Source organism: Roseibium sp. QJM3NY_11 (assembly GCF_056173175.1).
The window spans coordinates 3,750,972-3,772,977 of the sequence record NZ_CM149660.1 but is presented as its reverse complement, the minus strand read 5'-3'; the positions used below and the strand labels follow the sequence as shown (position 1 = coordinate 3,772,977).

Genomic DNA, 22,006 nt, shown 5'->3' with positions numbered 1-22,006 from the left:
TCCCGATCCGGGAAGGCAAGAGGATCAGAAGCCTTGGATATTGCACGTTATTCCATCAAGAAACCTGTCAACACCTGGATGATCGTCCTCATGGCGCTGCTCGGCGGCCTGTGGGGCCTGTCGACCGTCGGCAGGCTCGAAGACCCCGGGTTCACTATCAAGCAGGCCCAGGTGATCACCACCTATCCGGGCGCGACCGCCGCGGAAGTTGAAAACGAGATCACTGAAAACCTGGAAACGGCGATCCAGCAGATGCCGCAACTGGATCTGATCAAGTCCGTGTCCGAACCTGGCCTGTCGCGCATCAGTGTGGAGATCAAGCCCACATATGACGGCGCCGAGCTGCCCCAGGTCTGGGACGAATTGCGCCGCAAGGTCAGCGACGAGGTCCGCAATCTGCCGTCGGGAGCGGGAACACCGCTCGTCTATGATGCCTTCGGAGACGTCTACGGCCTGTTTTATGCCTTCACGGCGGATGGCTACACCAACCGCGATATCCGCGACACGGTCAAGCGGATCCGGCGGGAACTGCTGACGGTGTCAGGTGTCGGCAAGGTCGAGATTTCCGGAGAACCGGAAGATGTCATCTACCTGAATGTCGATCAGGACAAGATGGTCGGTCTCGGTATTTCCTTCTCCGATATCGTCGGTGTGCTGGACGCGGAAAACCGCATTCAGACCAACGGCTCCGCCGTTTCCGGACAGAAACGGATCCGGCTCATGACCGCTTCGGCGTTCGACGATTATCGCGGCATCGAGGATCTGGTCATCGGACGAGCCGGTTCGACCGCCATGATCCGGCTCTCCGACGTTGCAACACTTGAACTGGGCGAGCCCGAGAAGCCGGGCAGGCTCATCCGGCATGAAGGCCAGGAAGCGGTCACCATTGGTGTTTCGCAGGTGGACGGCACCAATATCGTCGATGTCGGAGACCGGGTCGTCGAGAAGCTGGCGGAGATCGAGGCGCAGCTTCCGGTGGGCATGGAAGTCCACCCGATTTACGAGCAGAACGTGGTGGTCGACGAAAGCGTCAACGGTTTCATCCTCAACCTCGCGGCATCGGTCGTCATCGTGATCGCGGTGCTGGCCCTGTTCATGGGGTGGCGCGCCTCGATCGTCGTCGGCACGGTGCTTCTACTGACCGTGATGGCGACGGTTCTGTTCATGCGTATCTTCGCCATTGAAATGGAGCGGATTTCACTGGGCGCGCTGATCATCGCCATGGGCATGCTGGTGGACAACGCCATCGTCGTCGCCGAGGGCATGATGATCAACATGCAGCGCGGCCAGAAAGCGATCGATGCCGCCAGCAAGGTGGTCGGCCAGACCATGTGGCCGCTGCTCGGCGCCACCGTCATCGGCATCATGGCCTTTTCCGGCATCGGCCTGTCGCCGGATGCCACCGGCGAATTCCTGTTCTCCCTGTTCGCGGTGATCGGTATCTCGCTGCTTCTGTCCTGGGTCTTCGCCGTCACGGTGACGCCGCTGTTCGGAAGTTATTTTTTCAAGACGGCCACCGGCGACCTGGACGACCATGATCCCTACAAGGGCATTCTCTACAGGATCTACCGGAGCTTTCTGGTCGGCTCCCTGCACGTGCGTCTGTTGACGGTGGTCGTTCTTGTCGGCGTCACGGCCGTCTGTTTCGTCGCCTTCGGCAATGTCAAGCAGGCCTTCTTCCCCGACAGCAACACGCCGATCTTCTATGTCAACTACTGGGCGCCCCAGGGAACCGATATCCGCGCGACGGAAGCGGATCTGAAAGAGATGGAACGGATCGTCCTGGGAGATGACAGGGTGGAGACCGTCACCAGTTTCGCCGGTGGCGGAGCCTCGCGGTTCATGCTCACCTATGCGCCCGAGGACGCCAATCCGTCCTATGGTCACATGATCATCCGCACCGGCAGCCGCGATGCCATCGACACCCTGGCGCTTGATCTGCGGCGTGCCTTCGCCGACCGTTTTCCGTCTGCTCAGGTGATCACCAAGCGGCTGGTGTTCGGACCGGGGACCGGCGCCAAGATCGAGGCCCGGTTCTCCGGCCCGGACGCGAACGTTCTCAAGCGTCTCGGCAACGAGGCCCAGGCGACCTTCGCGATGCCCGACAACAAGCTGGCGGATGTCCGCACGGACTGGCGCCAGCGGGAACTGGTCGTGCGTCCGATCTTCGACGAGGACAGGGCACGCATGTCCGGCGTCACCCGCGAGGAACTCTCCCTGGCGTTGCAGATCGCGACGGAAGGGGTTCGCGTCGGCTCCTACAGGGACGTGGACGAGAGCATTCCGATCGTTGCCCGCAAGGCTGGCCAGAATGGTCTCTCCGTCAACGAGAGCCTGTCCGACTCCCTGATCTGGAGCACCAGTCAGCGCCGCTATGTGCCGATCGACCAGGTGGTCGAGGAATTCGTCATGGAGCCGCAGGATACCCTGATCCACCGCCGGGACCGTGTGCGCACCTTGTCCGTGAGAGCGGAGACGACGGCCGGGGAAACCGCGTCCGCCGCTCTGGCCAGGGTGCGGCCCCAGATCGAGGCCATCGCGCTGCCGGCGGGGTATTCGCTGGAATGGGGCGGAGAGTACGAGAGCACGAACAAGGCCCAGGCATCGCTTGGTGCCCAGTTGCCACTCGGTTTCCTGGTGATGCTGATCATATCGATCCTGCTGTTCGGATCGGTCCGCCAGCCGCTGATCATCTGGCTGATGGTACCCATGTCGATCAACGGTGTCGCCATCGCGCTTCTGGTGACCGACACGCCTTTCGGCTTCATGTCGCTGCTCGGGATCCTGTCGCTGTCGGGCATGTTGATCAAGAACGCCATCGTGCTTCTGGAAGAGATCGATCTGCTGATCGGCGAGGGCCGTGAAAAATACGCCGCCATAGTCGAGGCCAGCGTGTCGCGCATGCGCCCGGTGATGTTGGCGGCGATCACCACGATCCTCGGCATGGCGCCGCTCCTGTCGGACGCCTTCTTCCGCGGCATGGCCGTGACCATCATGGGCGGCCTGGCTTTTGCCACGGTGCTGACCCTGATCGCGGCACCCGTCCTCTACGCGCTGTTCTTCCGGGTTCGCCCACCGAAGAAAAACAGCGCAAAGGGCGAGGACGACACCATGTCGACGCCTCTGGAAACGGCGCCGACCTGACAATCAGGACCCGGCCCTTGAGGAAACCTGCCCCCAAGTCCGGTGCGAAGACAACGGACAGGGTGGGCAGGCGGGATCGAGATCGTCAAACGGGAGAGGGCAGGCGGCTCTCTCCCGGTTCCCGTCAGACGAAGCTGAAGTCGTCCTGATGCAGGTCTGCAACAAGGACATTCTGAAGCTCGATCGACGTGTTCGCGTCAATCGTGATCACGGTGTGCGTCCCGTCATCAGCGGCTGCCGCAAGCAGGCTTGCGAAGTCGGCAAAGACCGTTGTCTCGAACTGAACAACGTCTTCAGACCCCAGGCCAGCCGCGAAATCGGTAATGGAATCGTTGCCGGTTTCGCCGGCCGCAAAGACAAACGTGTCGTCGCCGGCACCACCTGTAAGCAGATCGTCACCGGCAGAACTGTTCAAAATGTCGTTTGTGTCGGTACCCGTGAGTTTCAGAGCTGCGGCGCCTGTCGGCGCATAGACGGTTCCGTCCGGTCCGGCATAGTTGCCGTTTTCGTCCGGGACGAAAGTGTAGACGGCCCCGGTATTGGTCACGTTGCCATCGCCATAGGTCGCACCGACCGTGACAACACCGTCCGAGTTGACATCGACCGAGTTCCCGAACCTGTCTCCTGCTGCCATGTCGGGTGCGGTCAGCTTGAATTCCGTGTAGCCGCCGGACCCATCTGGCACATATACGTAAGCCGACCCGGTCTTCAGTCCGCCGTTGTAGTCGTCGCGAGCACCGGCAACGACGACGCCACTGTCGTTGATGGCGACACGGAACCCGAAAAAGTCATTGTCGGCCGCGTCGGACGCGACGATCTTTGTTTCGAGATAGCCGCCGGAGCCGTCGGGCTCATAGATATAGATGGCACCCGCTTCAGCTCCGGCTCCATCCTGGCCATAGGCTCCGACCACGAGAGTGCCGGAGGCGTTCACCATGCCGCTGAAGCCGAAGTTGTCGCCCGCCAGTCCATCGGAGGGGCTGATCTTCGTCTCCGTGTAGCCGCCAGTGCCATCGGGCGTGTAGATGTAAGCAGTTCCGGATCCGTCTTTCAGGTAGGCTCCTGCGTAAACGGCGCCTGCATTGTTGATACTGACGGAGTATCCGAACTGACTGCTTCCACTGCCGTCGGAAGGGAGAAGCAGATGTTCCGTGTAGTCGCCGGAGCCATCGGGTGTGAATACATACACGCCCTTGTTCATTCTGCTGACAGCAACGACCCCGCTGTCATTGACCGAGACGCCGACCCCGCTTCTGTCATCCAGGGTTCCGTTGGTGATTGTGAGCTTTGCCTCGGAGTACCCACCGTTTCCGTCCGGCGTGAACACATAGACAGCCCCGGCATCGACGGCTTCGTCGTCGTCGCGCGGCGCGGCGGCTGCGATGACCCCGGTGTTGCTGACTGCAACATTGTAGGCAAACCAGTCAGCGGCCTCCAGTTCTCCCGGTGACAGTTTGGTCTGGGTGTAGCCACCTGCGGAATTGGGCACATAGACGTAAACACTTCCGGATGACGAGCCGTGATCGTCGTCTCCCCACGCGCCGGCGACCACGACGCCCAGATCGTTCATGGCGACATACGAGCCAAAAAAATCGTTTTTGATGCCATCGGAAGAAATCAGCTTCGTTGGTTCGACTTGTCCTTCGACAGTGACCGTCACCGTCTCGGTCGCGGTGCCACCGTGTCCGTCATCCACCGTATAGGTGAAGGTGTCCGTCGCAGTTTCACCTGGGTTCAGAGTCTCGAACTGGCCGTTCGGATCGTAGGAGAAGGAGCCGTCGTTGTTGTTCGTGACGGTTCCAAGAGTGCCGGTCGTGTCGATGCTGAAGGTGTGGCTGTCGGAAGCGTCCAGATCGGAGAAGTCGGCGGTGACGATGATACCCGGACCGTCTTCCTGGGCAACAGCTGTCACGGCCAGGGCGACCGGAGCGTCGTTCTGGCCTGTTATCGTGACGGTGACGGTTTCGATCGCGGTGCCGCCGTTTCCGTCATCGACGGTGTAGGTGAAGGCATCGGTCGCGGTTTCTCCGGCAGCCAGGTGTTCGAACTGGCCGTTCGGATCGTAGGAGAAGGTGCCGTCGTTGTTGTTCGTGACGGTACCGAGAGTGCCGGTCGTGTCGATGCTGAAGGTGTGGCTGTCGGAAGCGTCCAGATCGGAGAAGTCGGCGGTGACGATGATACCCGGACCGTCTTCCTGGGCAACAGCTGTCACGGCCAGGGCGACCGGAGCGTCGTTCTGGCCTGTTATCGTGACGGTGACGGTTTCGATCGCGGTGCCGCCGTTTCCGTCATCGACGGTGTAGGTGAAGGCATCGGTCGCGGTTTCTCCGGCAGCCAGGTGTTCGAACTGGCCGTTCGGATCGTAGGAGAAGGAGCCGTCGTTGTTGTTCGTGACGGTACCGAGAGTGCCGGTCGTATCGATGCTGAAGGTGTGGCTGTCGGAAGCGTCCAGATCGGAGAAGTCGGCGGTGACGGTGATGGCCGGACCGTCTTCCTGGGCAACAGCCGTCACGGCCAGGGCGACCGGAGCGTCGTTCTGGCCGGTGACCGTGATGGTGACGGTTTCGGTCGCGGTGCCACCGTTGCCGTCATCGACGGTGTAGGAAAAGGCATCGGTCGCGGTCTCGCCAACGGCCAGATACTCGAACTGGCCGTTCGGATCGTAGGAGAAGGTGCCGTCGTTGTTGTTCGTGACGGTACCGAGAGTGCCGGTCGTATCGATGCTGAAGGTGTGGCTGTCGGAAGCGTCCAGATCGGAGAAGTCGGCGGTGACGGTGATGGCCGGACCGTCTTCCTGGGCAACAGCCGTCACGGCCAGGGCGACCGGAGCGTCGTTCTGGCCTGTTATCGTGACGGTGACGGTTTCGGTCGCGGTGCCGCCGTTTCCGTCATCGACGGTGTAGGAGAAGGTATCGGTCGCGGTCTCGCCAACGGCCAGATACTCGAACTGGCCGTTCGGATCGTAGGAGAAGGAGCCGTCGTTGTTGTTCGTGACGGTTCCAAGGGTGCCGGTCGTGTCGATGCTGAAGGTGTGGCTGTCGGAAGCGTCCAGATCGGAGAAGTCGGCGGTGGCTGTGACGAAAGGCCCATCTTCCGACGCAGAGGCGGCCACGGCCAGGGCGACCGGAGCGTCGTTCTGGCCTGTTATCGTGACGGTGACGGTTTCGGTCGCAGTGCCGCCGTTTCCGTCATCGACGGTGTAGGAGAAGGTATCGGTTGCGGTTTCTCCGGCAGCCAGGTGTTCGAACTGGCCGTTCGGATCGTAGGCGAAGGAGCCGTCGTTGTTGTTCGTGACGGTACCAAGGGTGCCGGTCGTATCGATGCTGAAGGTGTGGCTGTCGGAAACGTCCGCGTCGGAGAAGACGGCCAACAAGAGAATGCCTGCGTCTTCAGTGGTGTCGCCTGAAACGGGCTGGGAAACAGGGGCGGTGTTTGACAAGGATCTATCTCCAATTGCGTCTCGTAGCGAAAGCAAGACGTATCAATAAAAGTGTGAGAGATCAGAGCTCGGATAGGCAGTATCTGCAACCTGAAATATTTGTGGAAAAATTATTTAGTTTTACATGAATGTTCTCATAGAGAATAATCAAAATTATTATTAATAATAATTGTAAAATTGATAGTATTTTATCTAGATAAGAGTCATGAAAAAAATTTTATACAATAATAATCGAGATTTTTAGAAAAGTATGTCGGATTATTATTGTGAATTTATATCTATGGCGGGCTGTTGGTGCAATTTTCTGATGGGTCGTGACAACGATAGCGAAGAGTGAAAAAACTTCCGTAGAGGTATCAGGGGCGCATCGGCAGCCGCCTCGAGTGCCAGTCCGGTATCCGTGCAACGCTGATCTCATCGAGACTGACAACAAGTGGCGGCCACCTTCGGCATGGCAAGACATATCGGTCGGTGTCGTAATCCGTGATCCCGCCAATGTTGCCGCTCCCTCCGAAACGTGCCAGCCTCCGGGGGACCGGCAAGGGAGGAGAGACATGCCCGAGATTTCGAGCGATCGCGATTGCCAGACCGTCATCACCACCTTCGAGATGACCCCCGGCACCTGCTACGATCTTCTGGACGAGTTGAAGGACGCCTACGAGAATTTCATCCGGCATCAGCCCGGCTTCATCGGCGCGGGGCTGCATGTCAACGACGCGCAGACGCGCATCGCCAACTATTCCCAGTGGCGGCGGCGCGAGGACTTTCTCGCCATGCTGCGCACGCCGGAAATGCGGGACCGCAACCGGAGCATCAGTGCGCTCTGCAAGAGCTTCGAACCGGTGATGTATGATGTCGCCGAGAGTTTCGAATAGGTCATCGGACCTGGTGGCGGCATCGGCGGGACCCCGGTGACCGGTTCAGGACCGGCCGCGCACCCGATCCGTGTTCGACGGAACGCCTGACGAACTGACAGCGGGCAGAAGCGGCGTGCCTCAATCGCCTTTCCGAAACGGCGCATGATCCGCAAGTGCCGCGTTTTCGCGTTCCACCGCGCGCCGCTCATGTTCCAGGAAATCGGCAACCGCGTCGTGCAGACCCTCGTGGGCGATCCAGTGGGCGGAGTAGGTGGTCGCGGGAAGGTAGCCGCGCGCGAGCTTGTGCGCTCCTTGCGCGCCCGCCTCAACACGTTTGAGGCCATGGGCGATGGCGAAATCGATCGCCTGATAATAGCAGAGCTCGAAATGCAGGAACGGGTGATGTTCGGTGCAGCCCCAGTTGCGCCCGAACAGGGTCTGTGAGCCGATGAAGTTGAGAGCGCCGGCGATATAGCGGCCATGCCGTTTTGCCAGCACGAGCAGCGTGCGCTCCGCCAGCCGCTCGTTGATCAGCGAGAAAAACTTCCGGTTCAGGTAGGGGCGGCCCCATTTGCGGCTGCCGGTGTCCACGTAGAACGTGTAAAATGCATCCCAATGCGCCTCGGTAAGGTCGGCGCCGGTGATCCATTCGACCTCGATACCGTCGGCGCTGAGTGCTTCCCTGCGCTCCTTGCGGATGGCCTTGCGCTTGCGCGAGGCCAGATCCGCCAGAAAATCCTCGAAACTGTCATAGCCCTGGTTTTCCCAGTGGAACTGCTGGTCGGTGCGCTGCAGATACCCCAGCTCGCCCAGGGTGTCCCATTCCGGTTTTGTCAGGAAGGTCGCATGGACGGAGGAGGCGCCGGTGCGCTGGCAGACCTGAACCAGGCCGGCGGCAAGCGCCTGCAACCCGGCCTCGCGGTTGATGCCGGGGCCGGTCAGGAACCGCCGTCCCGTCGCCGGTGTGAACGGCACTGAGATCTGCAGCTTCGGGTAATAGTCGCCGCCCGCCCGGTGAAAGGCGTCGGCCCAGCCGTGATCGAACACATATTCACCCTGGGAATGGCTTTTCAGGTAGGCCGGCACGGCACCGAGGATCTCTCCCGAGGTGTCTTCAAGGACCATGTGCCGCGGCAACCAGCCGGTTTCGGCGCAAGCGCATCCAGCTGCCTCGAGGGCCTCCAGAAAAGCGTGCGACAGGAACGGATTGAAGTCCGCATCCGCCCCCTCCGGGTCGAAATCGGCGCCAAGTGCCCGGCTCAACTCCTGGTCCAGGTGACAGTCCGGCGACCTGTGAAGGGCGCCCCGGCCCGACAGGATCCAGCCCGGATTGGCCACATTGTCCCAGGCCGCCGAGGGGACATCCCCGAGCGCCGACAAGATCCGCAGGGTGACAGCCTCGGGCGGCTCCCGGGTCTCTGAAGCTTTCGACGAACCAGGGGCCGCAGGGATGCCGGGTGGGGTCGTGCCGTCCTCGGATCGGGATGAACTCATGCCTTGGAAAAACCACAGATTGAAACCATTGCAAAGATGTAGCGCGGCTTTGTTGCGGTGCAAGAGCCCGGATCGGAATTCTACCCGACAGGCCGGTCTTCAGAGCGGTACCCGGTCGGGGTCGAACCCCTCGAACACGATCTGGTCCGCATGACGCCGCGCCGTTTCCCGCTGTTCGCGCGTGCGCACCGTCCAGCACATCAGCGGCACCTTGAAGACGGAGCGCAGAAAACTGGGGCCGGCCCTGGGCAGGTCCCGGACGCCGTAGGAGATGAAATGCGGCCGGGTGCGCGGCGCGTGCAGGATGTGACGCAGGATGAACCGGTCCACCCGGCTGAAACGCGCGTACTCGGGCCCGGGTTCGGCCCCGTCGGCGACAATCCCGCGCAGGACGTGGGGCCGGTGGGCCCTGGCGATCGACAGCATGTCCGGATCGAAGGACTTGATACAGGCCGGGCCTTTGTAGTCCGCGACCTGATCGGCGACGTGCCGGACAAAGGCGCCCTGCGCATCGCGCCGCAGGAGCGACTTGATCTCGATGACGAGCGGCACCTTGCCATCGACGAGGTCGAACAGGTCCCTGAGCAGCCAGAGCCTGTCGGTTCCGGTTTTCATGTGCGTGCCGAGCAGATCGCAAGCCTGCCGTTCGATGACCCTGCCGGTGCCTTCGGTGAGCCGGTCCAGCGTGTAGTCGTGGAACACCAGCGCTTCGCCATCCGCCGTCTCCTGGACGTCGACTTCGATGGAAAAATTCCTGTCGACCGCCTGCTGGATTGCGGAGGGGGTGTTTTCGATAATACCGTCGTCGGTGTTGTGATAGCCGCGATGGGCGATCGGGCGGGCAAAAACGGCTTCAAGATCAGGGGTCATGACAGATGTTCTGGTCGCAAGGGCGGCCCCTCGGGAAAGGCACCGCGCAGGGAGATCAGGGCGCAATCTCGAAGATGGCTTCGATTTCGACGGCGGCACCGAACGGCAGCGAGGCGGCGCCGACGGCGGACCGGGCGTGCCGGCCCTTGTCGCCCATGGCGTCGACGAGGAAATCCGAAGCACCGTTGATCACCTGGGGCTGATCGGCGAAGGCGCCGGTGGAATTGACGAAGCCGACGATTTTCACCAGGCGGACAATCCTGTCCAGATCCCTGGTGGCGGCCTTCGCCTGGGCGAGCAGGTTGACGGCACACAGTTTCGCAGCCCGTTTGCCGTCTTCCACGGTGAGGTCATCCCCCAGTTTTCCCGTCACCTGGATCGCGCCGTCAGCCATCGGCAACTGGCCTGATATGAACAGCTGATTGCCGGTCTGGACGAAAGGAACGTAGTTCGCGGCCGGCGCGGCCGCTTCGGGCAGCGTAATCCCCAGTTCTTTCAGTCGCGCTTCGATGGAACTGGTCATTGGCCTTCTCCGGATCTCGTAACCTTCCCCGTGTCTTGGCGTAATTCGGCGAGGCTGACAAGGTAAAAATCGAGCGCCTCGAGCCCGTCCGACCGGATGGCGCAAGCCTGTTGTGAGACCGGCCGGATCTGATTATGTACAGGGATGCGCATTCCCTGTGGCGCCGTGCACCTTTTGCCGGATAATGTGTGGGCCGGTTCCCTGGCGTGGACCGTCAGGATGAAGAAGAGGGTTTTTCATGCAAATCGTTCCGAATACGGTGCCTCTGGCTGCCGGCACGATCATCCTGATCGCACTTGCCGCGCTGGCGCCGGGAACACACGCGCTTGCGGCGAATGCAGGAGGGGCGGCAGGCCACAAGCTGGTCCCGCACAGAGCCGTCTACGACATGAAACTGGCGGACGCGGAGGAGCAGGCCGGCATAGCCGGGCTGAAAGGCCGCATGGTCTATGACTTTTCCGGCGATGCCTGTGAGGGCTACAGCGTCAATTTCCGTTTCGTGACCGAATTTCAGGACAAGAACGGCAGCTCCCAGATCACCGACCTGCAGACGACTTCGTTCGAGGAACCCAATGCGGAGAGCTATCAGTTTCTGGCCAAGACCTTTGTCGACCGGAAACTGGTCGAGTCGACCCGCGGGACCGCGCGTGCCGGCGAGGGGGGCATAACAGTCGAGTTGAAGGAACCGTCCGAAAAGTCGGTCCGGATCGGCAGCGACGTGCTGTTTCCGACGGAGCATCTTCTCTCGATCATGAAGGCCGCCGATGACGGGGTTCACTTCGTCGCCGCCGACATTTACGACGGCGCGGAAACGGGCGAGAAGGTCTATGCGACAACGACGGTGATTGGGACGAACGCCCGCAACGATGTTGCGGCGGACAGCGCCGGAGGCGTGGCGTCGCTTGACGGTCTTGCCTACTGGCCCGTGACGGTCGCCTATTTCGATCCCGACAAGGACGATGCGTCCGGCGAATTGATGCCGGTCTACCAGCTTTCCTTCAGGCTCTTCGAGAACGGCATCAGCGGCAGGCTTAATCTGGACTACGGCGATTTCACGATCCAGGGACAGATGGCATCGCTCGAGCTGTACGAGGAAACGGAGTGCCCCCGTCCGTGACAGGCCGGTAGAGACGTCACCTTCCGGAGCGGCCTGGGTCCATTCACTTGGAGTCCTTGCCGGTCCGGGCGGCATGGATGAGGCCGAGTTCTACTGCTGACTTGCCGAACTTGTCTCTCAGGCGGTCCACCGCCAGTTCGGCATTCTTGCGCCGTTCCGCCGACGGGTCGACCAGATCCTGCGGGTCGGCCTGATCCGCCGATTCCAGATCGGTGACACCAATCCCGATAAGGCGGAAGCGCCGTCCGTCGGCCTCGTTTTCGAGCAGGCTTTCGCCCGAGGCATAGATCCTGTCGGCGAGCTGGGTCGGATCCTGCAGATGGCGGGCCCGGGTGATGGAGCGGAAATCGGCCGTCTTCAGCTTCAGCGTGACACCGCGCCCCGACAGCCCTGCCTTCTTCAATCTGGCCGAAACTTTTTCAGACAGGTCGCGCAGGATCGGCCGCAGCGTTTCGAAACTGGAAATATCCGTTCTGAATGTCGTTTCCGAGGAGACGCTCTTGGCGCCGCGCGACGGTTTCACGTCGCGGCTGTCCTCGCCCTTCGACAGCTGCGCCAGGCGCAGGCCGATCGACCCGTAGCGGCGCGCGAGGTCAGCTGCCTCCATCGTCTGCAACTGGCCGATCGTGCGAATTCCGTCCCCGTCGAGTTTTTTCTGAAACACCTTGCCGACGCCCCAGATGCGGCCCACCGGCATGGCGGCCAGAACCTCCCGGGCCTCCGCCGCGCCGATGACGGAAAAGCCGCGCGGCTTTTCCAGGTCCGACGCCAGCTTTGCCAGGAACTTGTTGGGCGCCAGACCGACGGAGGCGGAAATGCCGATGTCGGCTTCCAGGTCCCGCAGGAACCTGGCAAGCGTCTCGGCGGGGCTGGACCGGTGCAGGCGTTCGGTCCCCGTCAGGTCCAGAAACGCCTCGTCGATGGACAGGGGCTCCACCAGAGGGGTCAGCGCGCCCATCCGCTCCCGGATCTGCTTTCCGACGCGGACATATTTCTCCATGTCCGGCTTCACGACCACGGCCTCCGGACAGGCCTCGAGGGCCTTGAACATGGGCATGGCGGAGCGAACCCCGTAGATCCGTGCGATGTAGCAGCAGGTCGACACCACGCCGCGCTGCCCGCCGCCGACAATGACCGGAACGTCCTGAAGTGCGGGATTGTCGCGTTTCTCGATGGCGGCATAAAACGCGTCGCAATCGATATGGGCGATCGACAGGCTGTCCAGCTCCGCATGGGAGACCAGGCGCGGCCCCCCGCACCGGGGACAGCGCGCGCCTGTTGGCGGCGGCCGGAAGCCGCAATCTCGGCAAAGGGCACGGTTTGGCGGTGTGTCTTGTGTCACGGTCCTGGCTTCGACAGATCTATGCGCGGCGGCTCAATCGGCCGGCTCCGGTCGCCGGGCGCCTGGAACAATACCGCCGATGAAGGCCAACGTCTCCTGCCAATCGCCGGTCACGAGGCTGACGTGCCCGGCCGGATCGACGGTCTCGCGGAACCGGGCATCGGCGATGAACTGGATCTGCATCGCGGAGGGCAGGGACGCGTGAACGGAGGAATGGTTTGTCGGGCTGTCGTCGATGAAGACGACGGGCGCGGGGCGCCCGGCGGCCAGGGCTGCCACGGCCCCGCCCTTGGGGCCGGAGTTGGTCAGCACGGGAAAGGTCATGCCCATCTCCGCCAGTCGCTTTTCCCGGACCGGCTTGTTGTGTCCGCCGGGCAGGTTGGTCAATAGAACGATGTCCCAGTCACACGCGAGCGCATGCAGAGCCTCATCTGCGCCCGGCACCAGGTCCTGCCGGGGACAGATTTCGTCAAAAAATACCTGCAGGTGCCGGCGGACGTCCGCCGCCGGCAGTTCCCTCTGCTCATTCCGTGTGCCGATGTTTCCGGTCAGCCGGTATTCGTGCTTCAGGAACATCAGGTCCCTGGCGTGCAGATAGTCTTCCAGATGCGCGATCAGGTGCAGAACGACCTCGTCGACATCGCAGACGATGAGCGGCCGCCTGGAGACCGGCAGAGCGCGGATCTGGCCCAGGACCTCGGGAAGGACCTGTGTCGGCTCAGGCATGGTCTTCCAGTCCGCCGGCAAGCGCATAGCGGGCGGCGGCGATCATGGTGGGCCGGATGCCGGCATTCTCGCACAGGGCAAGCAGAAGCGGCTCGTCGGTCATGTAGAATTCAAGCACTCCGGCAAGAAATCCCGGTTCTGCCGCGGCTTGTCGAATCATTTCCGGTCCTATTCCCGAAAAGGCAAGGAAACGGCCGATCTGTTCCGGGTCCCGGCTCAGGCGCAGAAGTGCTTCCGTGGCAATCCCTGCAGCTTCCTCAGCGGACAATGACTTTCCTTGCATATTTTTCATTGTGTTTTTTTGCCTTTCTGAAACGATTCCGGGTTAGAAGAAACCTAATGCGGACCGGGGATGGGTTCTACCGCGGACAAAAAACGCTGCGACAAGTTAATTGGGGACGGCGACGAGCCGGGTGAAGGGCCAAATCAATGGCAAAAACGGTGTTGATCGTAGAAGACAACGAGCTGAACATGAAGTTGTTTCATGATCTGCTCGAAGCACACGGCTACAACACCCTGCAGACCCGGACCGGCATCGAGGCGTTGAGCCTGGCGCGTGAGCACAAACCCGACCTGATCCTCATGGATATCCAGTTGCCGGAGGTCTCCGGCCTTGAAGTGACCAAGTGGATCAAGGAAGACGAGGACATTGCCTCCATTCCGGTGATCGCGGTCACGGCCTTCGCCATGAAGGGCGACGAGGAACGTATTCGGCAGGGCGGTTGTGAAGCCTATATTTCCAAGCCGATTTCGGTCGCCAAGTTTCTGGAAACCGTCCGCGCCTATCTCGGCGAAGCTTGACGGCCGGGCCGGCCGGTCCTGACCGGAGTTGTGGACACCTGCATCCCGCGCGAGCGAAGGTCTGCCCAAGTTTTTCCCGGACTTCTCTCCGGTCGCAGCTCAATTTTCCGCGATTTTCAGCCCGATTCGGTGTGCTGATTTCCTGTTAAGGTTACGATTTTACTAAAGCTGCATTGTTGCTGTGCATATTTCACAGAAAATATTGCATTCAGGTTGCAATAGGGTAGTGTGACCGCAGATCAGGAGTTTTCCGGATCGCCTCATTGACGAGGTCAAATTTGACTCCGCGTCAATCGGGCAAGACAGTTTCCCCTCGGAGTGCTCAGGTCCGCCGCATCTCCTGGGTCCGTGGGGTAGGTCGGCTGGGAACCGGCCGATGAGTGGCCTCCTCGAATGCCGTGTTCCCGCCGACCACTATTTTTCACCATCATCGTGACCGGATGCCGCAGCCTTGCGGCATCCGGACAAGCGTGCGTGCCGCTCGACGCGCGCGATGCATTCTTGTGCCGAACAACCTGTATCGCAATAAAAAAACCCGCCGTCGCCGGCGGGCTTTTTTGAAATGCGATGAAAGCGGATCTTACTTGATCTTCGCTTCCTTGAACTCGACGTGCTTTTTCGCAATCGGGTCGTATTTGTTCTTGACCATTTTCTCGGTCATCGTGCGGGAGTTCTTCTTGGTGACATAGAAGAAACCGGTGTCCGCCGTGGAGAGCAGCTTGATCTTGATTGTTGTCGCCTTGGCCATGGCCGTGGTTCCTGTTCTTTGTTGTCGGGCAAAAGGATCGTGTGGCCAGATGGCTGGCGAGGAATCTGCCCCAATGTCTGAAATCAGCGCGAAACCTACTCATCGCAGCGCGAAAGTCAAGCGCTGACGTAACCGCCGCGTCTTTTTGAAAGGATCTATCCGTCCGTGTCCAGAACGGAGATGTGACGGAGGATCGCATCGACGGCCTCTTGCGTGCTCAATGCAGCGCTGTCCAGTCGCAGACGCGGCTCCGACCAGGGTTCATAGTTCCGATCCACGACCTGTTGCCAGGTTGGCAGGGTCAGGCCCGCGATATCACCGGTCCGGGCTTCCACGCGGCTGCGATGAAGATCCGCGTCCGTGCAGACGACTTCGACATTGACGAGCGTGGCGGCACATGATCGTGCCGTTTCCGCCCAGAGCCGGCGGGAAGCCTCGACCGGGTTCACGGTATCGGCCACGATGGAATGTCCGAGCGCAAGATTGCCGGCGGCGATCGCGGCAATCGCCTGGTATCCCGCGTCCTCGGGCGCATCAAGCCGCAGCATGCTCCGCTTCAGCGCCGCTTCCACGGCGTCGACCCGCAGCAGGATTGCGGGCAGGCGTCGGCAAAGCGCTGTTGCGATCGTCGACTTGCCGACGCCAGGAAGCCCGGAAAAGGAAATCAGATGGGAAATGGCCGGACCGTCCTTGTTTGCCGCCTGTCTGCGCTGCGCCCCAGATGCCTCAGATTTGTTCCTTGACGAAGCCGCCTTTGCGGAAAAAATAATAGGGCACGCTGGTGGCCGGAGACAGGTCCGGATCCGCCTCCAGGCGTTGTTCCAGGTCTGCGAGTATCGTTGTGGTGATCATCGGCAGTTCTTTCCGGCGCGCCTCTTCGAGCGTGAGCCAGGCGCAGTCCTCCAGCTCTCCGGAGGGGCCGTGGCCGCCGGGAAGCCGGTCGGCGACGGCATCGGCCCAGACAGCCAGAAAACGCGTGTCGAAGCGGCGTGGACGCTGGGGCGGCGTGATCGCCCGGGCGATCATGCGCATCCCGCCGAGGTCCGGCTGGATGCCGCGTTCCGCGAAGGCCTCGAAGCCGGCCCCAAGATGCAGCGGCGCAGTGGCTGTTTTCCGACCGATGAAGAGGCCGGCCTCTTCGTAGGTCTCGCGGATGGCTGCCAGTGCCAGAGCGCGCACGCGCGCCCCGGTTCTGGCGTTCTTGAGATCCTTGAAGAGTCTGGCCTGCACGTCCGGGTGATAGGGCAGGACGTTCGCGATCCGGCTGTCGGCCGGGTCGACCCGGCCGCCCGGAAACACGAACTTGCCGGGCATGAACGTGTGCCGCATATGGCGCCGCCCCATCAGCAGGCGCACCTTTCCGTCGTCGCCGCGATCCAGAATGAGCAGCGTCGCGGCATCCTTGGGCCGGATATAGGGGAAGTCGCCGGCCTTCTCGTCTTTCGCCAGCCGCTGTTCAAACGAACCGGTCATGAAACCCTTTCGGCCGGCATCGGTACCGGTGGCGGCAGATCTTCCTCCGCATCCGGATCGAACCCATGCATGTACAGAGCCCATTGCAGACCGACCAGGGCGCCCTTGATGGGCCGCATCAGGCCCAGACTGAGGGCCAGCGTGAGCGGAAACCAGATCGACATGTGGATCCACAAGGCCGGATGCCACATGACCTCGACGGCCAGCAGCGCCGGGATGATGATGTGTCCGACGATGGTGATCGTGAAATAGGGCGGGGCGTCGTCCGCGCGATGGTGATGGAATTCCTCACCGCACACCGCGCAGGCATGCCTGGTCTTCACAAATCCGTCGAAGATGCCGCCTTCTCCGCAATGCATGCATTTGTTGGACATGCCGCGCAGAACCGCGGGCAGGACCTTGCGGTGCAGTTTCTTTGGCGCTGCTTCCGGCGCTCTCGATTGTTCGTGCACTTCGTAGTGAATTGTCACGAGGTTCTCCTTCGACCCTTGTTCTTTGGAGAGGTCGTGCTGCGGTTGCCTTTCGGCGGCCCGCGCCGCGCCTTGGGCGCGGCTTTGCGGATACGCTTGCCGGCAATGCGTCCGGGACTGAGCAGTTCGAATGTCAGTGCGCCCGCGAATGGCGCGGCTTCCACCAGTCTGACCTCCACCTGGTCACCAAGTTGGTAGGTCTCGCCGGTTTTGTCACCTATCAGGGCGTGCGACCCTTCGTCATAGCGGTAATAGTCGGCGCCGATGGTCGAGGCGGGCACGAAGCCGTCCGCCCCGGTCTCCTCCAGGCGCACAAACATGCCGGATTTCACCACTCCGGCGATCCTGCCGCGGAACGTCGCGCCGATATGTTCGCTCATCCAGAGGGCAATCAGCCGATCGATCGTATCGCGTTCCGCCAGCATGGCGCGGCGTTCGGCCGCGGATATTTCAGCCCCGATGGCTTCAAGCCGGCTTTCGATCCCTTCCGGCAGACCGTCCTTGCCAAGTCCAAGGGCCGAAATCAGGCCCCGGTGGACGATGAGATCGGCGTACCGGCGGATCGGCGAGGTGAAATGCGCATAGCGGCGCAGGTTGAGGCCGAAATGGCCGATGTTGTGCGGCGCGTATTCTGCCTGAGCCTGGCTGCGCAGAACCACTTCATTGACGAGATTGGCCTGCGGCGTGTCCTTGACCTTGGCCAGAATGCCGTTGAACACCGACGGCCGAAGCCCTCCGGAAGACGGCAGTTTCATGCTGATCGTGGACAGGAAATCCTTCAGGCTTTCCAGCTTTTCCGGCGTCGACGCATCGTGGACGCGGTAGAGCAGGGGAGATTTCTTCCGTTCCAGCGTTTCGGCCGCGGCGACGTTGGCCTGGATCATGAATTCTTCGATGAGCTTGTGCGCGTCAAGCCGTTCGGGAACGTAAACGCTGTCGACCGTGCCGTCTTCCTTGAGCTTGATCTTGCGTTCCGGCAGGTCCAGTTCAAGCGGTTCGCGCGCATCGCGGCCTTTCTTGAGGACAGCGTAGGCGGCCCAGAGCGGCTTCAGGATGCCCTCCAGAAGCGTTTCCGTCTTGTCGTCCGTGGTGCCGTCGATCGCCTTCTGGGCCTGAATGTAGGACAGTTTGGCGGCCGAACGCATCAGCACCCGGTGGAAGGTGTGCCCTGTCTTGCGCCCGGTCTTGTCGAACACCATCCGGACGGCAAGCGCCGGCTTGTCTTCCTTTTCCCTGAGAGAACACAGCTGGTTGGAAATGCGTTCCGGCAGCATCGGGATCACCCGGTCCGGAAAATAGACCGAATTGCCGCGCAAGGCGGCTTCCCGGTCCATCGCCGAGCCCGGAGTGACATAATGCGCCACATCCGCAATCGCGACATAGGCAATGTAGCCGCCGTCGTTCTGCGGGTCCTCGTCCGGTTCCGCGTAGACCGCGTCGTCGTGGTCCTTGGCGTCCGGCGGGTCGATGGTGATCAGCGGGATCTGCCGCCAGTCTTCGCGTTTGCCGAGCTTGTCGACCGGTTTTGCCGCCTCCGCCTGTGCCTCGACGCTTGCCGGGAAGACGTGGCGTATGCCATGGGACTGCAGGGCGATTTCCGAGACCGCCTTTTCCGACTTCAACGAGCCGAAGCGTTCCACGACCGAGGCGCGCGGATGTCCGTAGCGGCCGGATCGGGACACCTGGACACTGACCAGATCACCGTCTTCGGCTTCCTTCAGGTCGGTCGCATCGACATCCAGCTCGCGCTGCTTTCTGTCAATCGGCTCCAGATAGGGCGGCCGGTTTCCGTCACGGGTTCTCAGAATGCCCAGGATCGCGCCCTGACGTTTTTCCAGAACCCTGATGACCCGTGCAGCGTGCTCCGCTTCGCCACCGGCTTCCACGTCGCTCAGCCGGATCAGGGCCCTGTCGCCCAGGCCCGGCTGGGTTGTCTTGGTTTTCCCGGTCAGTATGAGAATTTTCGGCGGTTCGCCGGCTTCCTCATCCCAGTCCACGGGAACACCGAGCAGTTCACCGTCCCGGTCCCTTGCGACAATATTGGCGACGAACACCGGTGGCAGGTCGCCCGGCCGGATCATGCGCTTGTTGCGTTTCTCCAGAAACCCCTCGTCGGAGAGGTCCTTGAGCATTTTTTTCAGGTGTATGCGCGCGCCGCCGACGATGCCGAAATGGCGGGCGATCTCACGTTTGCCCGCGCGCCCCGGGTTGTCGGCGACAAAGGCCATGATATCTTCGCGCGACGGCATCTCGCCAGGAACCTTGGCGTGCTTGCGGGTGGAATGCTTGCGCGGGTTCGCCCGTTTGACGTTCAAGATTTATCATCCCAGGGGACTGCGTCGGACGATGCATCGACAGCGGTCTTGGCCGTCTTCTTCGCTGCGGGTTTCTTGGCCGCGGTCTTTTTGGCGGCCGGTTTCTTGGCGGCCGTTTTCTTTGCCGCCGGCTTCTTGGCCGCGGTCTTGCCCTTGCCGCTCTTGGCCGCTTTTTCCGCGATCAGTTCTAGCGCCTTTTCGAGCGTTATCGCCTTCGGGTCGCTGTCCTTGGGAAGCGTGGCGTTGATCTTGCCGTGTTTGACATAAGGCCCGTAGCGGCCGTCATACACGTTCACGGGGCCGCCGCCGTCCGGGTGCTCGCCCAGTTCCTTCAGCGGGGTTGCCGCAGCGCCGCGGCGACCGCCGCCTTTGGCGCGTTTCTCCGCAAGCGCGTCGACCGCCCGGTTGATGCCAACGGAAAAGACTTCGTCCGGTGTGGACAGGTTCGCATAGGTGCCTTCATGCAGAACGAAGGGGCCGTAGCGTCCGATCCCCGCACTGATCATCTTGCCGTCTTCGGGATGCGGACCGACTTCGCGCGGCAGCGAAAGCAGTTGCAGCGCCTTGTCCAGATCCAGGTCGGCCGCCGACCAGCCCTTGGGCAGCGAGGACCGTTTCGGCTTGGCTTCCTCGCCAAGCTGCACATAGGGACCGAAGCGTCCGTTGCGAAGGGAAACGTCGAGCCCCGTTTCCGGGTCCTGTCCCAGCACCTTCGGGCCTTCATCCGCCTCGCCGCCTTCACCATTCGGCTTGCCCAGCTGGCGGGTATAGCCGCATTCGGGATAGTTGACGCAGCCGATGAAGGCGCCCCAGCGGCTGACTTTCAGGGACAGCTGGCCGTCTTCGCATGACGGGCACTTTCTCGGATCGGAACCATCTTCCTTGGGCGGGAAGATATGCGGACCAAGCAGCTCGTTGAGGGAGTCGATCACCTGGGAGACCCGCAGGTCCTTGATCTCGTCGACGGCGCCCGAAAAGCCGGTCCAGAAATCCCGCAACACGTCGGTCCACGTAAGTTCGCCGGCCGAAATCTTGTCGAGCTGCTCTTCCAGACTCGCGGTGAAGTCGAATTCCACATAGCGCTGGAAGAAGCTTTCCAGGAAGGCCGTCACGATGCGACCCTTGTCCAACGGCACAAGCTGCTTCTTTTCGAGCTCGACATAGTCGCGGTCGCGCAGGGTCTGCAGCGTGGAGGCATAGGTCGACGGCCGGCCGATGCCGAGTTCTTCCATCTTCTTCACCAGGCTCGCTTCGGTGTAGCGCGGCGGCGGCGTGGTGAAGTGCTGGCTGGATTCAATGGCGGAGGATTTGTCGTCTACCGAGGCCGCGGTCAGGGCCGCGCCTTCGTCGACAACAGGCAGACGCTTGGCATTGTCGTCTTCCTCGTCATCGCGGCTTTCCTGGTAGAGCGCCAGAAACCCGTCGAAACGAACCACGGACCCGCTGGCGCGCAGGTTGGCGCGCTTGCCGGAGCCATCTGCCAGAATCTCGATCGTGGTGCGTTCCAGAACGGCCGATTCCATCTGGGAAGCCATGGTCCGCTTCCAGATCAGCTCATAGAGTCTGGCCTGGTCCGGGTCGAGAAAGCTCGCGACATCCTTGGGGCGGCGCGACAGGTCCGTCGGGCGGATGGCTTCGTGCGCTTCCTGGGCATTCTTTGCCTTGGTGGAATAAAGTCGGGGCTTTTCGGGAACGTATTTGCCGCCGAAATCCTCGCCGATCACGGACCGGGCGGCGTCGATGGCCTCGCCGGCGATCTGCACGCCGTCGGTACGCATGTAGGTGATCAGACCGGACGTTCCACCGCCGATGGAAATGCCTTCGTAGAGTTTTTGCGCCACCTGCATCGTGCGCGATGCGGCAAAGCCGAGCTTGCGCGAGGCTTCCTGCTGCAGGGTGGAGGTGGTGAAGGGCGCCGACGGATTTCGCCTTGCCGGCTTGGAGGCCACGCTGTCGACCTTGAAGCTGGCGTTTTCCAGCATGGTTCTGATCGCGGTGGCGTCCGTCTCGTTGGAGATGTCGAGGCGGCCGATCTTCTTGCCGTCGAAACCGGTAACGCCGGCCTGAAACATGTCGCCGCCCGGCGTTTTCATATTGGCGAGGATCGACCAGTATTCCTGCGGGCGGAAGACCTCGATTTCCATTTCCCGGTCGCAGATCAGCCTGAGCGAGACCGATTGCACGCGGCCAGCGGACCGGGCGCCGGGAAGCTTGCGCCACAGGACGGGCGATAGAGTAAAGCCGACCAGATAATCGAGTGCCCGGCGGGCGAGATAGGCATCGACAAGCGGCACGTCGAGTTCACGCGGATTGTCCATCGCCTCCAGGATTGCCTTCTTGGTGATGGCATTGAAGACAACGCGTTCAACGCGTTTGTCCTTGAGGACACGCTTCTTGCGCAGAACCTCGAGAACATGCCAAGAAATCGCTTCGCCTTCGCGGTCGGGGTCGGTCGCGAGAATGAGGCGGTCGGCATCCTTGACCGCATCGGCGATTTCGCTCAGACGCTTTTGGGATTTCGAATCGACCTGCCAGCTCATCGCGAAGTCGTCGTCAGGCTTCACGGAGCCGTCCTTCGGTGGCAGATCGCGCACGTGACCGTAGGAGGCAAGGACCGTGTAGTCGGGACCGAGATATTTGTTGATCGTCTTGGCTTTCGCCGGCGATTCCACAATGACGACGTTCAT

At 61.6% G+C, this 22,006-nt stretch carries 17 protein-coding genes; 4 read left to right on the top strand and 13 right to left on the bottom strand.

The features are described from left to right. Window positions 1-33: 33 nt before the first annotated feature. Entirely contained in the window at window positions 34-3,144 is a 3,111-nt protein-coding gene (locus AC0VX3_RS17320; RefSeq protein WP_475521558.1) for an efflux RND transporter permease subunit, read from the top strand. 124 nt (window positions 3,145-3,268) lie between these two features. Here AC0VX3_RS17320 and AC0VX3_RS17315 read toward each other — a convergent pair whose 3' ends face one another. Beyond that, window positions 3,269-6,583, bottom strand: a complete 3,315-nt coding sequence (locus tag AC0VX3_RS17315) for an Ig-like domain-containing protein (RefSeq protein ID WP_475521557.1) — start codon at window positions 6,581-6,583, stop codon at window positions 3,269-3,271. A 554-nt stretch (window positions 6,584-7,137) separates the two neighbouring features. Here AC0VX3_RS17315 and AC0VX3_RS17310 point away from each other — a divergent pair. Continuing rightward, the gene (locus AC0VX3_RS17310; RefSeq protein WP_342894266.1) at window positions 7,138-7,458 is read left to right on the top strand and encodes an antibiotic biosynthesis monooxygenase family protein; all 321 of its coding nucleotides are present in this window, start codon (window positions 7,138-7,140) and stop codon (window positions 7,456-7,458) included. A gap of 120 nt (window positions 7,459-7,578) precedes the next feature. On the opposite strand, the gene AC0VX3_RS17305 is transcribed toward AC0VX3_RS17310, so the two are convergent. The 3 genes from AC0VX3_RS17305 to AC0VX3_RS17295 all read right to left on the bottom strand — a co-directional run bounded on the left by AC0VX3_RS17305 (window position 7,579) and on the right by AC0VX3_RS17295 (window position 10,327). Beyond that, the gene (locus AC0VX3_RS17305) at window positions 7,579-8,934 is read right to left on the bottom strand and encodes a GNAT family N-acetyltransferase (protein WP_475521556.1); all 1,356 of its coding nucleotides are present in this window, start codon (window positions 8,932-8,934) and stop codon (window positions 7,579-7,581) included. A gap of 99 nt (window positions 8,935-9,033) precedes the next feature. Next, window positions 9,034-9,804, bottom strand: coding sequence for a glycerophosphodiester phosphodiesterase family protein (locus AC0VX3_RS17300; protein ID WP_475521555.1), 771 nt, complete (start codon window positions 9,802-9,804; stop codon window positions 9,034-9,036). A gap of 55 nt (window positions 9,805-9,859) precedes the next feature. Further along, entirely contained in the window at window positions 9,860-10,327 is a 468-nt protein-coding gene (locus AC0VX3_RS17295) for a RidA family protein (protein WP_475521554.1), read from the bottom strand. 238 nt (window positions 10,328-10,565) lie between these two features. On the opposite strand from AC0VX3_RS17295, the gene AC0VX3_RS17290 reads away from it, so the two are divergent. Then, window positions 10,566-11,444, top strand: coding sequence for a cell envelope integrity EipB family protein (locus AC0VX3_RS17290; protein WP_475521553.1), 879 nt, complete (start codon window positions 10,566-10,568; stop codon window positions 11,442-11,444). A gap of 43 nt (window positions 11,445-11,487) precedes the next feature. Here the strand turns inward: AC0VX3_RS17290 and AC0VX3_RS17285 are convergent, their stop codons facing one another. Genes AC0VX3_RS17285 through AC0VX3_RS17275 form a run of 3 tightly spaced genes read right to left on the bottom strand, consistent with a single transcriptional unit; the run spans window position 11,488 to window position 13,804 of the window. Further along, window positions 11,488-12,786 (bottom strand): DNA polymerase IV, encoded by a 1,299-nt coding sequence (locus tag AC0VX3_RS17285; protein WP_475521552.1) that lies wholly within the window; start codon window positions 12,784-12,786, stop codon window positions 11,488-11,490. 33 nt (window positions 12,787-12,819) lie between these two features. After that, window positions 12,820-13,512, bottom strand: a complete 693-nt coding sequence (locus tag AC0VX3_RS17280) for a hypothetical protein (RefSeq protein WP_475521551.1) — start codon at window positions 13,510-13,512, stop codon at window positions 12,820-12,822. Further along, complete coding sequence (locus AC0VX3_RS17275; protein ID WP_475521550.1) at window positions 13,505-13,804, bottom strand: DUF3572 domain-containing protein; 300 nt, start codon at window positions 13,802-13,804, stop codon at window positions 13,505-13,507. Before AC0VX3_RS17275 ends, AC0VX3_RS17280 begins: the two co-directional genes overlap by 8 nt. A gap of 137 nt (window positions 13,805-13,941) precedes the next feature. Here AC0VX3_RS17275 and AC0VX3_RS17270 point away from each other — a divergent pair, with 137 nt between their 5' ends. Beyond that, on the top strand, window positions 13,942-14,313 hold the full coding sequence (locus AC0VX3_RS17270) for a response regulator (RefSeq protein ID WP_342894274.1): 372 nt from the start codon (window positions 13,942-13,944) through the stop codon (window positions 14,311-14,313). Between the two features lie 580 nt (window positions 14,314-14,893). Here the strand turns inward: AC0VX3_RS17270 and rpmG are convergent. The 6 genes from rpmG to topA form a co-directional block, all read right to left on the bottom strand. Then, window positions 14,894-15,061: a 50S ribosomal protein L33 gene (gene rpmG / locus AC0VX3_RS17265; protein WP_269582543.1), complete on the bottom strand. Its 168-nt coding sequence runs from the start codon at window positions 15,059-15,061 to the stop codon at window positions 14,894-14,896. 155 nt (window positions 15,062-15,216) lie between these two features. Next, window positions 15,217-15,726, bottom strand: coding sequence for a P-loop nucleotide/nucleoside kinase family protein (locus tag AC0VX3_RS17260; RefSeq protein ID WP_475525198.1), 510 nt, complete (start codon window positions 15,724-15,726; stop codon window positions 15,217-15,219). Window positions 15,727-15,787: 61 nt separating this feature from the next. After that, window positions 15,788-16,534, bottom strand: a complete 747-nt coding sequence (locus AC0VX3_RS17255; RefSeq protein ID WP_475521549.1) for an NUDIX hydrolase — start codon at window positions 16,532-16,534, stop codon at window positions 15,788-15,790. Continuing rightward, on the bottom strand, window positions 16,531-17,004 hold the full coding sequence (locus AC0VX3_RS17250; RefSeq protein WP_475521548.1) for a DUF983 domain-containing protein: 474 nt from the start codon (window positions 17,002-17,004) through the stop codon (window positions 16,531-16,533). The genes AC0VX3_RS17255 and AC0VX3_RS17250 overlap by 4 nt, the downstream gene beginning before the upstream one ends. Continuing rightward, window positions 17,001-19,253, bottom strand: a complete 2,253-nt coding sequence (gene rnr, locus AC0VX3_RS17245; RefSeq protein ID WP_475525197.1) for a ribonuclease R — start codon at window positions 19,251-19,253, stop codon at window positions 17,001-17,003. Before rnr ends, AC0VX3_RS17250 begins: the two co-directional genes overlap by 4 nt. A 62-nt stretch (window positions 19,254-19,315) precedes the next feature. Next, window positions 19,316-22,006 carry a type I DNA topoisomerase gene (gene topA, locus AC0VX3_RS17240; protein WP_475521547.1) on the bottom strand — a complete coding sequence of 897 codons (2,691 nt, stop codon included), beginning with the start codon at window positions 22,004-22,006 and terminating at the stop codon, window positions 19,316-19,318.

Excerpts from the sequence above, each read along its gene's own strand:
- AC0VX3_RS17310 (WP_342894266.1), top strand. The coding sequence starts at position 7,138 with ATGCCCGAGATTTCGAGCGATCGCGATTGCCAGACCGTCATCACCACC.
- AC0VX3_RS17305 (WP_475521556.1), bottom strand. The coding sequence starts at position 8,934 with ATGAGTTCATCCCGATCCGAGGACGGCACGACCCCACCCGGCATCCCT.
- AC0VX3_RS17300 (WP_475521555.1), bottom strand. The coding sequence starts at position 9,804 with ATGACCCCTGATCTTGAAGCCGTTTTTGCCCGCCCGATCGCCCATCGC.
- AC0VX3_RS17295 (WP_475521554.1), bottom strand. The coding sequence starts at position 10,327 with ATGACCAGTTCCATCGAAGCGCGACTGAAAGAACTGGGGATTACGCTG.
- AC0VX3_RS17290 (WP_475521553.1), top strand. The coding sequence starts at position 10,566 with ATGCAAATCGTTCCGAATACGGTGCCTCTGGCTGCCGGCACGATCATC.
- AC0VX3_RS17280 (WP_475521551.1), bottom strand. The coding sequence starts at position 13,512 with ATGCCTGAGCCGACACAGGTCCTTCCCGAGGTCCTGGGCCAGATCCGC.
- AC0VX3_RS17275 (WP_475521550.1), bottom strand. The coding sequence starts at position 13,804 with ATGAAAAATATGCAAGGAAAGTCATTGTCCGCTGAGGAAGCTGCAGGG.
- AC0VX3_RS17270 (WP_342894274.1), top strand. The coding sequence starts at position 13,942 with ATGGCAAAAACGGTGTTGATCGTAGAAGACAACGAGCTGAACATGAAG.
- rpmG (WP_269582543.1), bottom strand. The coding sequence starts at position 15,061 with ATGGCCAAGGCGACAACAATCAAGATCAAGCTGCTCTCCACGGCGGAC.
- AC0VX3_RS17255 (WP_475521549.1), bottom strand. The coding sequence starts at position 16,534 with ATGACCGGTTCGTTTGAACAGCGGCTGGCGAAAGACGAGAAGGCCGGC.
- rnr (WP_475525197.1), bottom strand. The coding sequence starts at position 19,253 with ATGCCGTCGCGCGAAGATATCATGGCCTTTGTCGCCGACAACCCGGGG.
- topA (WP_475521547.1), bottom strand. The coding sequence starts at position 22,006 with ATGAACGTCGTCATTGTGGAATCGCCGGCGAAAGCCAAGACGATCAAC.